The sequence below is a fragment of the Bacillus sp. FSL M8-0277 genome, from assembly GCF_037975305.1.
Classification (GTDB): Bacteria; Bacillota; Bacilli; order Bacillales; family Bacillaceae; genus Bacillus; species Bacillus pumilus.
In genome coordinates this window covers 2,256,448-2,269,903 of record NZ_CP150255.1, presented here as the reverse complement: position 1 = coordinate 2,269,903, position 13,456 = coordinate 2,256,448, and the positions used below count along the sequence as shown (strand labels likewise).

Sequence of the window (13,456 nt, the reverse complement as noted above, 5' to 3'; positions counted from 1 at the left end):
TCCCGCAGACGCCGGGATTTTTTTGTTCAGAAATGCGGATCAGAACGATTCTTGTTATAATAATGTAAAAAATGGAGCGCGAATGAATGAATGTCATAGATAGTTTATTTTGGCGAGTTGTTGATGAATTAAGACAAAAAGGGTACGAGATGATTCAAAGTCCGTTTCCAGAAGATGAAATATTTTTTGAAGCACCACGAAACTCAGGGTATGATCTCATCCGTCTATATAGAAAAGATGTGAATTTTAAACAGGAGATCGTTCGAGATATCGAAGAACAGACGTATCGGATGGATCAGCTGAGAGAGGCCATGCGTAAACGTTCTCTGCATCTCTTACAGCTCCAATTTACAGCTGACGACCCTGTAGATGATTGGGAGGACCTAAACGGTCAACCGCAAAAAAAGCAAAAGGTGACGGTTACACCTGTATTACTGAATGCAGACACTCTTCAACACGACGTAAATGAGCTGCAAAAATGGCTCAATACATCGCTGACAGTGGATGTAGAAGAGGCAAAAAGAGACACAGCTGAAGATGTCATTCAGCTTAAAGTGAGCGTACTTCAAGCATTTGATGATCAGGAAAAGCAGCGTGAACGAGAACGGGCCGTTTTTCAAAATGGCAGACCGATTTTCACCTACCTGTTCATCGCTGTTCAAGTGGTGATGTTTCTTTTACTTGAACTATTTGGAGGAAGTACCAATACGGCAACTTTGACAGCGTTTGGTGCTAAAAATAATGGGCTGATCTTAGATGGAGAATGGTGGCGCCTGATTACACCGATGTTTTTGCATATTGGCTTGACACACTTACTCTTTAATACATTTGCTCTTTGGTCTGTCGGAGCGGCTGTTGAGAAAATTTATGGCTCATGGAGATTTTTGCTCATCTATTTCATTTCCGGCATTTTTGGTTCCATAGCGAGCTTTGTCTTTAATACGGCCATCGCAGCCGGTGCATCAGGCGCGATCTTTGGATGCTTAGGTGCACTATTATATTTGGCAATTTCTAACCGCAAGCTCTTCTTCCGGACGATGGGGACAAATATTATTGTGATCATCCTCATCAATTTAGGGATCGGCTTTACCGTATCAGGTATTGATAACGCAGGGCACCTTGGCGGTCTGGTTGGCGGTTTTTTAGCGGCTTTAGCTGTCCGGCTTCCTAAACAGGTGAAGCCTGTCAAAATGTTTCTTGCTAGTATTGTTCTACTGTTGATTGGTGGTTTTGGATTGTATACAGGGTTTCATTCAGACGATCAAAAGGAAGCGGCAGCAGTAAGTGAGGCAGCAAGTTTATTTGATGACAAGACCTATAACGAAGCAAGTAAACGTCTAGAGGAATATGTATATCAAAAGGATGCATCAGCTGAGGCTCTACATATATATGCACTATCGGAAGCCCAGCTCGGACACCTTGACAAAGCGATTGGATTTTTACAAAAGTCGCTTAAAAAAAATCCAGATGATCCAAATAAACTGTATCATTTATCGTTGTTGTACGTAGAAAAAGGAGAGACAGCGAAAGCAGAGGATCTAATAGAAAAAGGGTTAGACCAAGATCCAAAAAATGATCAATTTTTAAAGCTGAAACAATATATTGAAAACACGCAAACACATTGAATGACTTGACTGAAAGCGCATTTATGAATACGCTTATCCTATCTGTTGATGAGAAGAAATGGTGAAAACAATGAAAACGTTATATGATGTACAGCAGCTGCTCATGAGATTTGGAAATTATGTGTATTTCGGAGATCGTGAAGTGGAATTAGATTTTATGGCAGATGAACTGAAGGAAATGTATACATCGGGCATTATTGACCGGACAGAATGGTTAAACGCAATGACGATTCTTCAAATGGAACTAGCCAAATTAAATCGAAAAACAATGTGAAGGTGGAGGGCATATGATCGGGGATTGGTTTGTAGGAGTAGATCTTGGCGGTACGACAATTAAGCTTGCGTTCATTAATCTATATGGTGAAATTCAGCATAAGTGGGAGATTCCTACGGATAAATCAGGGCAGACGATCACAGTCGATATTGCCAAATCAATTGACCACAAACTAGTCGAAATCAGTATGCCCAAATCAGCGCTGATTGGGATTGGAATGGGTGCACCTGGGCCTGTAGATAAAGTATCTGGGATTGTCTATAAAACAACGAATCTCGGCTGGACAAACTATCCACTCAAAGATCACCTAGAGGCAGAGACCGGACTTCCATCTGTCATCGAAAATGATGCGAATATTGCTGCACTCGGTGAAATGTGGAAGGGTGCAGGCGATGGTGCAAAAAACATCCTGATGGTCACACTTGGCACAGGTGTTGGCGGCGGCATTATTGTAAATGGTGAAGTTGTTCAAGGTGAGACAGGGGCTGGCGGAGAAATTGGCCATATTTGTGCCGTTCCATTCCAAGGAGCACCTTGTAATTGCGGGAGAACAGGCTGTATTGAAACCATTGCATCTGCGACTGGCATCGTCCGGCTTGCAAAGGATAAATTAGTAACAGAGCAGCATACATCTTCACTTGGCACGCTTACTTCGCTGACTGCTAAGGAAGTGTTTAAGGCCGCTGAAAGTGGAGATGATCTTGCCATGCGTGTCGTAGAAGAAGTGACGACTCATCTTGGGCTTGTGTTAGCGAATCTTGCCAGTGCGTTAAACCCAACAAAAATCGTGATTGGCGGCGGTGTTTCAAAAGCAGGTGAGCTCCTTCGCAGTAAAGTAGAGCGCGTTGTTAAGCATCACGCATTTCCGCCTTGCGCTGATGATGTCGAAGTCGTGATTGCCTCTCTCGGAAACGATGCAGGAGTCATCGGCGGTGCATGGATGGCAAAAAACAAATGGTTGTCTTAAACAAAAAAGTCATCATGATGTCATTTTTATTAAAAAAAGCGATAGATGGGCATGAAATGAAATGTTTAGCATATTCATAAGTTTGTCATGAGGAAAAAGACATTGATTTTCCAGCACATACAGGATAAGATATAGTTTAGTTATTTTTGAAGAAGCACCAATAATTAGGGTGTATCCCTAGCTTGAGTGCTCGCTTAGCATAAGGAGGTTACAATGCGAAAGAAAAGATTAAAGGCGATTTCATTTTTACTGATTGCGACATTGCTCATGTGGGTCAAAACCTATGTTATCTATAAATCTAGCTTCAATATTAAAATAGAAAATTTCATGCAGGAGTTCATCCTGTTTATTAATCCGCTTAGCTTTATCTTGTTTATCTTCGGAATCGGTTTATTTATGAAAGAAAAAAATCGCAATCGATATATCATCGTGACGAGCTTTATTCTGACATTTATTTTGTTAGCTAACATTGTGTTTTACCGATTCTATAGTGACTTTTTAACCATCCCCGTCCTATTTCAAACAAACAATATGGGTGACCTCGGGTCAAGTATTACCTCTTTAATTGAACCAGTCGATTTTCTAATGTTCGTTGATATTATCATTTTAATGTGGCTCTATAAAAAGCAGCCTTCCTTTAGAACGGATGTCACCATTTCACGAAAAGAACGAGCAGCCTATTATTTATTTGTGGCAGCGACTTTCTTCTTTAACCTTGGTTTGGCTGAAACAGAGAGACCAGAACTGCTCACTCGCTCATTTGACCGTGAGATGCTGGTAAAAAATATCAGCTTATATAATTTCCATATTTATGATGGAGTGCTGCAATCGAAGCAGTCTGCTCAACGAGCCCTTGCTGACAGCAATAGCTTAACAGAAATTGAAAACTATATAAGTGCAAATCAAACCGACCGTAATGAAAAGACGTTTGGTCAAGCAAAAGGACGAAATGTCATTCTTGTCTCACTTGAATCTACACAAAGTTTCGTGATCAATGAAAAACTAAACGGGAAAGAAATCACCCCGTTTTTAAACAAATTAATCAAGAAAAGCTACAACTTTACTAATTTCTATCATCAAACAGGTCAAGGGAAAACATCTGACTCAGAGTTTATTGTTGATAACTCTCTCTATCCACTTGGAAGAGGGGCTGTGTTCTTCACAAATCCAAGCAATGAGTTTACAGCCACACCTGAGCTGTTAAAGGATGAGGGGTACCATTCTTCTGTCATTCATGCGAATAACAAAAGTTTCTGGAACCGTGACCTGATCTACGATAGCTTTGGCTACGATAAGTTTTTTGATATTAAATCATTTGATGTAAATGAAGAAAATTCAGTTGGCTGGGGGCTGAAAGATGGTCCATTCTTCGAACAGTCAGCGGAATTGATGAAATCGATCCCGCAGCCTTTCTATACGAGATTGATTACATTAACGAATCACTTTCCGTTTGATCTAGATGAAGAAGATAAGCTCATTGATGAATATGATTCTAAGAGCAAAACGCTAAACAAATATTTCCCTACAGTGCGTTATCAAGATGAAGCACTTAAGCTTTTCTTTAAGAAGATGAAGGAAGCTGGGTTATACGATAACTCCATTTTTGTTTTGTATGGGGATCATTACGGAATTTCAGAAAACCATAACGAAGCCATGGGGCAATTTTTAAATAAAGAGATTACACCATTTGAAGAAGTACAGCTTCAAAAAGTCCCGTTTGTTGTACACATTCCAGGGATCACAGACCAACATCCAAAAGAAATTGATACGGTAGGTGGTCAGGTCGATCTCCGCCCAACTGTACTCAATCTATTAGGAATTGATACAAGTAAACAAATTCAATTTGGCCATGATCTTTTATCGAAAGATACGAATAATTTTACCGTGCTTCGTGATGGCAGTTTTATTACGAAGGACAGTGTTTTCACAGATGGTGTTTGCTACAATAAAAAAACGGGTGAGCCAAGAGATGATGAGACTGTGTGTCAGTCTTATGAAGAGAAAGCAAAGCAAGAGCTCCAATTCTCTGATCAAATCATCTATGGGGATCTCCTTAGATTTTATGACCGGAATAGCCCGGACCATTCTCCATCCAAAAAAGAAGATGAAACTCAGCTAAAAAAGGCGTCCTAACATACGAGAAAACCTCTGTTATTTTTACATGCAGAGGTTTTCTTTTTTGGTCTGCCGGCTCATATAGTATGAGAGGAGGGATGTAAATGAAGACAACGTCGTTTGGGAAAATTGAATGGCACCTAGATGGAGAGGAAAAGGATCATGTAGCAAAGCAGTTAGGGATAGGGAATGCAGCTTTCCATTTATCCAATCAAATCAGCAATGAGTACCTCCTTTTACCGGGATACCGACTTCCGGAAGGCATCCATTCATTTTCTTCCATAGGTGAGCTGCAGAAATTTATTGCGCCTTACAGGCTGCAGCAATCCGATGATTGGATCAATGGAACCTTTGAATATGATAGTGCTCAATTAGAAGAAGAGCTGAGCTACTTGAAAGCCGCATTTCCTTTTCTTCAAATGAGCATCATAGGTCATTCAGTGCTTGATACACCTATTTATGAAATCCGAACAGAGCCTGTTCAGCATTTACATTCTATTCATTTGAATGCCTCTTTTCATGCAAATGAATGGATCACGACGTCTGTTTTAATAAAATGGCTGAAATCGCTGTGTTTGGCTGCATCTGACCCGGTGCAAGCAAGGCATCATGAAGCCGTTCATATTTTGCGAACCACAGCTCTCTCTATCGTACCATTGGTGAATCCAGATGGTGTGGATCTCGTACGAAATGGACCAGAGTCACTTGGTCTGAGCAGTGAAGAATTCACACCGCTACATGATGGATATGCTGACTATCAGGAGTGGAAAGCAAATATACGAGGGGTGGATTTGAACAATCAATTTCCTGCTTATTGGGAGATCGAATACTACCGTCATGAGACTAAGGCTCCGTCCAATCGAGGTTTTCCTGGGTATCAGCCGCTAACAGAGCCAGAAGCGAAAGCGATGGCAAATCTAGCGTTACGAAAACGCTTTGACAGGCTTGTTGCTCTCCATACACAAGGGGAAGAGATATACTGGGGGTTTCTTGGTCATGAACCAGCCATCTCAAAAGAAACGGTCAAACGATTCGAACAAGTAAGCGGCTATAAACCGGTTCAATATCTTGACAGCTATGCAGGCTATCGCGATTGGTTTATTTATCAATGTCACAATGAGGGGTATACAGTCGAGCTTGGCCTAGGAAAAAATCCTCTTTCCATGAATCAATTTGACACGATCTATGAGAAAACAAAGCGGTTGTTATGGGAAGCATGTAAGTGTTAAAAAGCACCTGTCAGGTGCTTTTTACATTTGAACATGAAGCAATTTCTTATTGTCAATAAAAATAATGTTAGGGCAATTGACGAAGGCCGCCTTGTGAGCTATTGTGAAAGGTATGGGTGTAAAAAAAAGGATATGTTTTAGGGAGATGTCGATCATTGAGTGCTCAAAGCCTGTGGAAAAGGAATTTCACTTACTTATTTATGTCTAAAATGTGCAAAATAACAGCTGATAGTTTATCTTTCAACACCATCTTGTGGCTTTTAGTACTAGGCGGAAAAGGGGCAATTGGAACAGCCTTTTTTATTGCGGTCAGCTTTGTTCCGCAAGCCATTGTTGGGCCGCTAATTACCCCAATGATGAAGCCGCATCAATTGAAATTTTGGATGTGTTTTGCTGATTTAACAAGAGGAGCGATAATTCTTGTGATTGTGGTCAGTTACTTTTATGGTTTCACGCCATTAGCACTTGTTATTGGCTGTATGCTGCTTCATTCGGCAACTGGTGGCTCCTACGAACCGGCGTCTGTATCAATTATTCCAAAGCTTGTCCATGAGGACCTCATACAAAAAGCGAATGCAACTATTCAATCAGCAAGTCATGTAGTCAGGCTTGTGACGGTCACGGTTTGTGGTGTCATGATTGCGTTTGTAGGGGTAGGATATACAATGCTTGTGATTATTCCTCTTTATCTCTTGTCCGCTTTACTTGTATTAATCATTACATATGAAACAGAAATCATCATTGATAAAGCCAAAAAAGGGGTATCATACGGCAAAAGATTGATTCGGGGATTTTCACTTGTGAGAAGGCATCATATTTTGTTCCCATTGGCGATTTTTTGTGTCTGCTCAAACTTTGCTGCCGCCCCATGGGAAGCATTGTCTGTTATTTATTTAACAGAGGATTTACATAGTGGACCCGTGATCTATTCATTTATTAAAGTCACAACGGCACTAGGTGCATTCTTGATGGGGTTTGTTTTGACAAAGGTAAAAGTGAACCGGTATGGGCTGCTGTTTATAGGTGCCGGGATTGTTGATGGAATCTCGTTTTTCATCACAGGTATGAACGCATTTTTACCACTTGTGTTTATATCAGCTTTTGCATTAGGTGCCGCCATCAGTGCAGTCAACGTGCCTGAACATACAATGATTCAATTGTCAGTAAAAGCAGAGGATCAGCCGCAAGTGTATGCAATTATCAATATGATCTCCTTCTTCATGATCCCGTTAGGCGCTCTCATTGGCGGCTATATGGCGACATTATTTGGTTCCGGATATGTCATTGCGGCTGGAGGCATCATTGAAGCTGTATCAGGGATATGCCTGCTGCTATTCACAAAAATTGGGAAGGTAGAGAGGGCGGATTTGACGATAGAACGGGACAAACCTTCTTTAAATGCAACGTGAGCATGGCATGATGGATTGCGAATAGGTTACAATGAGGACGAGAAAACATGAGGATTTGAGTGGAAAGGGGCAATAAACATGGCCATAGCAGATGTCACTATCATTCCAATAGGTACGGAAACACCAAGTGTCAGTGCTTATGTAGCAGATGTACAAAGAATTTTAGAAGGCTTTCAAAAAGAAGGGAAAATTAATTATCAACTAACACCAATGAATACATTAATTGAAGGTGAATTATCCGTTTTATTTGAAGTCATTCAGCACATTCATGAAGCACCTTTTGAAAAGGGACTGCACCGCGTAGCGACCAATATCCGCATTGATGACAGGCGGGATCAAACCACAACGCTTACAAGTAAAATAGAAAGCGTGAATAAGCACTTGAATCAATAAAAAAAGCCTGCTAAATGCAGGCTTTTTAATGTGCAGTTGGATAACCGCTATAGATGATGGTCATGACAGTAAACCAGCCAAAAACCAAAAATGTCGCGCCAGCAAAAGCGATGGCAAGTACGTTCACTTTTTTAAGTGAGCGATAGATCCCGAGTGCAGCTAAAATCGTGACTAGACCAAAAATAATGACGAGCATCATGTGAAAGTCCCCCTTTGTCATCAATCCCCTTGATTTCCTTTCTTTTCATTTTAACCGTTTTCATAAAGCTTGTCGAGTAGATTCCAGTTGACGATTGTTTGAATTTTTATTGTGTAGCCTTCATAATAAAAAAGAATGAATAAAGTAGGTGATGAAAATGAATTGGAGAAGAATGCCACTAGGCTATGTACAAGCGAATGCGTATATTTGGAAAAATGAGCACGGAGAATGTTTAATCTTTGATCCAGGCGGTGAAGCACAAAAGCTAATTTCCTATGTAAAAGAAAAACAGCTCACACCGCTTGCGGTCTTACTGACACATGCTCATTTTGATCATATCGGTGCCGCAGATGAAGTGCGCGCAGAGTGGGGAGTGCCACTCTATGTACACGAGAATGAAAAAGAATGGCTCACGAACGCTGAATTAAACGGTTCAGCTCGATTGATTGGAAATGGAATTACGGTCAAAGAAGCTGAAAAATTAATTACGTCAGAAGGAACTCTTCAAATTGGATCGTTTACATTAGAGATGTTCCACACTCCTGGGCATTCACCAGGCAGTGTGTCTTACTATTCGGCGGAAGAAGGATTTGTGATTTCTGGTGACACGCTATTTGAAGGCGGCATCGGGAGAACAGATTTAGTAGGGGGCAGTCAAGAAGTGCTGCTTCAATCAATTCATAACAAATTATTGTCTTTACCAGAATCAACTCTTGTTTTAAGTGGACATGGCGGAGAAACCACTGTACTTACGGAGCAGGAACAAAATCCATTTATCAATGGCTTTTCTCTTTAAACGTATGAAAAAAAGCATCTCTTTTTATAGAGATGCTCAGCGTGTAGACAAACCCTCGCATTCTTTGTCAGGTCTGCGCTCCGGTGCTCACGAATGTCAAATTCGCTCCGCTCCGATGCTCGTCCTTCCTAGACTTCAAAGGTTTTCTATCACGCTGAAAAGAAGACAAAGGGCTAAAATAAAATCATTTTAGCCCTTTGTCAACAATCTGAGCATCTCTTTTTATAGCGATGCTTTTTTTCAATTAATGTCCGGTACCGGGAACCATGATGAAAATCGAATAATATGTAAATCCGGCAAAGAAAATCGTCAAGTACGCTCCGAAAATGTAAATATACATTCTTTCGGATAAATTCAAGTAGGATAAAAATACAAAAAGAACGGTTTGACCGAAGAACAGCAACGATGCATCTTTCATATGCCCTAAATAGAACATGACAGCAAAAATACCCGTCCAAAAGCCAAGCACGCGGAACATGCGATTCATTTCTTTCCCTCCCCTTAAAAAAACCCCTTTGATTCATATTATAGCTGATCACCACTTGTTATGTAAACATTTACATTTTTGACAACGTGTGAACATTTATTTTACGAGTAGAAAAATTTTTTTGAAAAAGTGATCAAAATGTGTTTATGCTGAAATACATGAGGGTACTTACTCCATAAGAGAAAAGGTTAACGACCTAAGGAGGAAGACTAATGAGTGACATTACTTTTTATTCATACCCGAGCTGCACGTCTTGCCGCAAAACAAAACATTGGTTAAAGGCGAATCAAATTGATTTTAAAGAGCGTCACCTTTTCAGAGAAACGCCAACACTAGAAGAATTAAAAAAGATCCTTTCCTTAACAACAGAAGGAATGGATGAAATTTTAGCCACACGAAGTCAGGCTTTTAAAAGCTTAAATTTAAATATTAATGATTTAAAAGTAAACGAGGTTCTTCAGCTTCTCATTGAAAAACCAAAACTGCTCCGAAGACCAATTATCATTGATGGAAATAAATTAGTAGTAGGCTATAATCCAGGCGAACTCATGAAATTATCAAAAAAGAAAGCGATACATCAATCAGTTTCCTAATAAAAACGAAGATCAGCTGAAACATGCTTCAGCCGTCTTCGTTTTTGTGCTGAACTGGGCTAGCTGGGTTCGAACCAACGATCACGGAGTCAAAGTCCATTGCCTTACCACTTGGCTATAGCCCAATATCAAACGTGTAATGATATTGTTCACCATCTGCGGTCATTTATACATAAAAGTTGTATGTCACGAGTTTTAAGTGAAAAAGGAGCGGAAGAAGTAAATGAAAAATGAAAAATCTAAGCAATTATATGAATTTATCCTAAAAGAAGCCCCTGTCATGACCGAAGAATGGCTGAAAACAAGAACAGAAGAAGGCTCATTATATTCCAAACATGCTTCAGAGGAAACGGAAATGAAGTTGAAGGAACAGAACACAGCGTTTATTCAAACCATTGCAGCAACGCTTGTGACGCTGTCAGACAAAGTAGAAAATCATTTGAAAAAGTGGTCTGTTGATATCGCACGTGATCGAGCCGTTCACGAAGTGCCTTTATATGAAATCATTGGACAATTTAAGATATTTCGTCAGATTTTCTGTTCGAGAATCGAGAAATTCATACTAGAAACTGAGCTTGAAGTGACGCTCCAAGATGTATGCGGGTGGAATCAGCATTTTCATTCAACGTTTGATGATATGATCGAGCGTTTATCAGAGGAATACGACCGCGTGACACTGAGTCAGCTCAATGCACAAAGAGAGATGATTCAGGAACTGAGTGCTCCTGTTATTCCAGTTTCAAAGGAAATCGGAATTTTGCCGCTCATCGGGGAGATTGATACGTACCGGGCCAAAATTATTTTGGAATCCGTGCTAGAACAGGCTTCAAGACTGCGTCTAACGCATTTGTTTATTGATATATCAGGCGTACCGATCGTTGATACGATGGTTGCTTATCAGCTGTTTAAAGTGGTGGATAGTGCGAAGCTTCTAGGCATTGAGACGATTATTTCAGGCATCCGCCCAGAGATCGCTCAAACCGTTGTGAAGCTCGGCATTGATTTCTCAAAAGTAAATACAGAACACAGCCTTGCAAAAGCCTTGGAAAAAAGAGGATTTCGTATTTTTGAAGAACAGCCGCAAGAAGCCACATGACTAAAAAACCTGTACTTGTAAAAGTCAGGTTTTTTTATATGCACTTTTTTAAAAAACCACGTTTTCCATCGCAAGCTGATGATTTTTTCGATTGATTAGGCATTAAAATGATAAATTGCTCTTTTGTCAGACAGGTTCCTCTGACTTACAATATGGTCAGAGAAGGGAGTGGACCATTTGTATGGGATTGAATATTTGGGACAAGAGCTGCTAGAAGAAGCATGCCGCATGAGAGCATCTGATGTGCACATTGTTCCAAAGGAAAAGGAAGCGTCGGTATCTTTCCGCGTAGACTCAGATTTAATTCAGCAGCGAACCATTGATAAAAAAAGCGGCGAGCGGCTCATTGCTCATTTTAAATTTTTATCATCCATGGATATCGGAGAAAAACGGAGACCGCAAAATGGGTCATTAGCTGTGATGCTAAGAAGGGGTCAGGTGTTTATTCGGATGTCTACTCTACCAACTGTAAATGATGAGAGCTTAGTGATTAGAATATTGCCGCAGGATCATGTTCCAAAAATAAAACACCTGTCACTATTTCCGAAAGCATCCACCAGGTTATTATCCTTTTTGAATCATTCGCATGGGCTCATTTTATTTACCGGTCCAACCAATTCAGGGAAAACAACAACCCTTTATTCATTGATCCAGTTTGCAAAAAAGAATTTCAACAGAAATATTATTACACTTGAAGATCCTGTGGAAACGAGAAATGAAGAAGTGCTGCAGGTTCAAGTAAATGAAAAAGCCGGTATCACATATGCGGCAGGATTACGCGCTATTTTAAGACATGATCCAGATATGATTGTGCTAGGAGAAATAAGAGATGCTGAAACGGCTCGAACGGCAATTAGAGCAGCACTGACAGGCCATTTAGTGATGAGTACACTCCATGCGAAAAATGCAAAAGGAGCCCTTTATCGTATGCTTGAATTTGGTGTCACGATGAATGAACTCGAACAAACGATGGTGGCGATTGCTGCGCAGCGATTAATCGAGCTCACCTGTCCTTTTTGCGGAGAAACATGCCAGCTTTACTGTAAATTAAATCGACCGGTCAGACGAACAAATGTATTTGAACTGCTGTTCGGAAAGGAGCTTGGTGAGTGTATCAAGGAAGCTAAAGGAGAATATGCTCACTCGTCATATGAAACACTGCATAGATTAATTCGTAAAGGAGTGGCACTAGGCTATTTATCGAAAAACACCTATCATCGCTGGGTTTATGAAGAAGCAAGCCTCTAAAGCATGGTCTAAAAAGGATCAAGCGGAATGTCTATCAAAACTTGCTCAATTGATTCAGGCTGGATATACATTGATTGAGGCATTAACGATGTTGAATATCCAGTTGTCGAACAAGCAGCAGCAACAATTAGCACCGGGCATTCAGTGGCTGCTCGAAGGGGAGCCTTTTTATGTGGTGCTAGAAAGACTCCATTTTCAGCGGGAAGTCATCGCCATTTTAAGTTTCTCCGAAAAGCATGGAAGTCTAGCAAAAGCACTTGAACAAAGCGCACGGTTTTTAGAGAAAAAAATTAAACAGGTAGATACGTTTAAACGCATGTTACGTTACCCGATTTTCCTCATCTTTACAGTTTTGATCGTGCTCATACTCGTTCAGCAAATGATCATTCCTCAATTTTCTCTCTTGTACTCCTCGATGGATACCCGAATGTCATGGCTGATTCAAGGTATGTTTGGACTCTTTCAATTGCTGCATGTATCTCTCCTCCTCATCGGCTGTGTGTGTATCTGTCTGACTGGATACTATGCTTTCTTTTTTAGGAAAAAATCTACCCTTGAGAAGCTGAGGGTGATCAGCAGGTTTCCTTTTTTATATAAAGGAATGCGGCTGATGCATACGTATCTTTTCTCTCTACAGTTAAGCGGACTGCTTCAGGCTGGATTATCGATGTACGAGAGCTTGCTAGCTTTTAAGCAGCAAAGCTACTTACCCTTTCTTCAAGAAATATCAGAACAGATGATTAAAGAGTTAAGAAAAGGAGAGAGAATGGCACATCAAGTGAGCCTGTCTCCTTTTTTTGAAAAACGTTTTGCAGCCGTCATCGAGCATGGTGAAGCGAGCGGGATGCTTGCAAGAGAAATGTACACGTACAGTCAATTTCTATTAGAGAATGCAGAGCTGAAAATTGAAAAATGGATGTCGTGGCTGCAGCCGGTTATCTATGGACTGACGGCAATTCTTATACTCATTGTGTATTTATCTATTCTTTTACCAATGTATCAACTGATGGAGCAAGTGTAAGGAG

The 13,456-nt window shown here is 40.5% G+C and carries 14 protein-coding genes and 1 tRNA gene; 12 read left to right on the top strand and 3 right to left on the bottom strand.

The genetic code is table 11. The features are described from left to right. Positions 1-86 precede the first annotated feature (86 nt). The 7 genes from MKZ05_RS11395 to MKZ05_RS11365 all read left to right on the top strand — a co-directional run bounded on the left by MKZ05_RS11395 (position 87) and on the right by MKZ05_RS11365 (position 8,012). The gene (locus tag MKZ05_RS11395; protein WP_339160156.1) at positions 87-1,625 is read left to right on the top strand and encodes a rhomboid family intramembrane serine protease; all 1,539 of its coding nucleotides are present in this window, start codon (positions 87-89) and stop codon (positions 1,623-1,625) included. Positions 1,626-1,683: 58 nt separating this feature from the next. Further along, positions 1,684-1,899: a YqgQ family protein gene (locus MKZ05_RS11390; RefSeq protein WP_212045906.1), complete on the top strand. Its 216-nt coding sequence runs from the start codon at positions 1,684-1,686 to the stop codon at positions 1,897-1,899. Between the two features lie 13 nt (positions 1,900-1,912). After that, a complete protein-coding gene (locus MKZ05_RS11385) occupies positions 1,913-2,866 on the top strand; it encodes an ROK family glucokinase (protein WP_003217302.1) in 954 nt (317 codons plus the stop codon). A gap of 213 nt (positions 2,867-3,079) precedes the next feature. Beyond that, on the top strand, positions 3,080-4,999 hold the full coding sequence (locus tag MKZ05_RS11380; protein WP_212045907.1) for an LTA synthase family protein: 1,920 nt from the start codon (positions 3,080-3,082) through the stop codon (positions 4,997-4,999). Positions 5,000-5,085: 86 nt separating this feature from the next. Beyond that, positions 5,086-6,210 carry a M14 family metallocarboxypeptidase gene (locus tag MKZ05_RS11375; protein WP_212045908.1) on the top strand — a complete coding sequence of 375 codons (1,125 nt, stop codon included), beginning with the start codon at positions 5,086-5,088 and terminating at the stop codon, positions 6,208-6,210. A 155-nt stretch (positions 6,211-6,365) separates the two neighbouring features. After that, on the top strand, positions 6,366-7,619 hold the full coding sequence (locus MKZ05_RS11370) for an MFS transporter (protein WP_003217413.1): 1,254 nt from the start codon (positions 6,366-6,368) through the stop codon (positions 7,617-7,619). Positions 7,620-7,697: 78 nt separating this feature from the next. Continuing rightward, entirely contained in the window at positions 7,698-8,012 is a 315-nt protein-coding gene (locus MKZ05_RS11365) for an MTH1187 family thiamine-binding protein (protein WP_003217504.1), read from the top strand. A gap of 25 nt (positions 8,013-8,037) precedes the next feature. On the opposite strand, the gene MKZ05_RS11360 is transcribed toward MKZ05_RS11365, so the two are convergent. After that, positions 8,038-8,211: a DUF2759 domain-containing protein gene (locus tag MKZ05_RS11360; RefSeq protein ID WP_003217333.1), complete on the bottom strand. Its 174-nt coding sequence runs from the start codon at positions 8,209-8,211 to the stop codon at positions 8,038-8,040. A gap of 157 nt (positions 8,212-8,368) precedes the next feature. Between MKZ05_RS11360 and MKZ05_RS11355 the strand changes: the two genes are divergently transcribed. Beyond that, entirely contained in the window at positions 8,369-9,007 is a 639-nt protein-coding gene (locus tag MKZ05_RS11355; RefSeq protein ID WP_003217463.1) for an MBL fold metallo-hydrolase, read from the top strand. Positions 9,008-9,251: 244 nt separating this feature from the next. Here MKZ05_RS11355 and MKZ05_RS11350 read toward each other — a convergent pair whose 3' ends face one another. Further along, complete coding sequence (locus MKZ05_RS11350) at positions 9,252-9,494, bottom strand: DUF2626 domain-containing protein (protein WP_003217440.1); 243 nt, start codon at positions 9,492-9,494, stop codon at positions 9,252-9,254. A gap of 212 nt (positions 9,495-9,706) precedes the next feature. On the opposite strand from MKZ05_RS11350, the gene MKZ05_RS11345 reads away from it, so the two are divergent. Continuing rightward, a complete protein-coding gene (locus tag MKZ05_RS11345) occupies positions 9,707-10,087 on the top strand; it encodes a Spx/MgsR family RNA polymerase-binding regulatory protein (RefSeq protein WP_003217382.1) in 381 nt (126 codons plus the stop codon). 54 nt (positions 10,088-10,141) lie between these two features. Here the strand turns inward: MKZ05_RS11345 and MKZ05_RS11340 are convergent. Next, a tRNA-Gln gene (locus tag MKZ05_RS11340) sits at positions 10,142-10,212 on the bottom strand. A 98-nt stretch (positions 10,213-10,310) separates the two neighbouring features. On the opposite strand from MKZ05_RS11340, the gene MKZ05_RS11335 reads away from it, so the two are divergent. The 3 genes from MKZ05_RS11335 to comGB all read left to right on the top strand — a co-directional run bounded on the left by MKZ05_RS11335 (position 10,311) and on the right by comGB (position 13,452). After that, entirely contained in the window at positions 10,311-11,183 is an 873-nt protein-coding gene (locus MKZ05_RS11335; RefSeq protein ID WP_003217438.1) for an STAS domain-containing protein, read from the top strand. Positions 11,184-11,360: 177 nt separating this feature from the next. Continuing rightward, entirely contained in the window at positions 11,361-12,431 is a 1,071-nt protein-coding gene (gene comGA / locus MKZ05_RS11330; RefSeq protein WP_249118252.1) for a competence type IV pilus ATPase ComGA, read from the top strand. After that, positions 12,412-13,452, top strand: a complete 1,041-nt coding sequence (gene comGB, locus MKZ05_RS11325; protein ID WP_212045909.1) for a competence type IV pilus assembly protein ComGB — start codon at positions 12,412-12,414, stop codon at positions 13,450-13,452. The genes comGA and comGB overlap by 20 nt, the downstream gene beginning before the upstream one ends. The last annotated feature ends 4 nt before the right edge of the window (positions 13,453-13,456 follow it).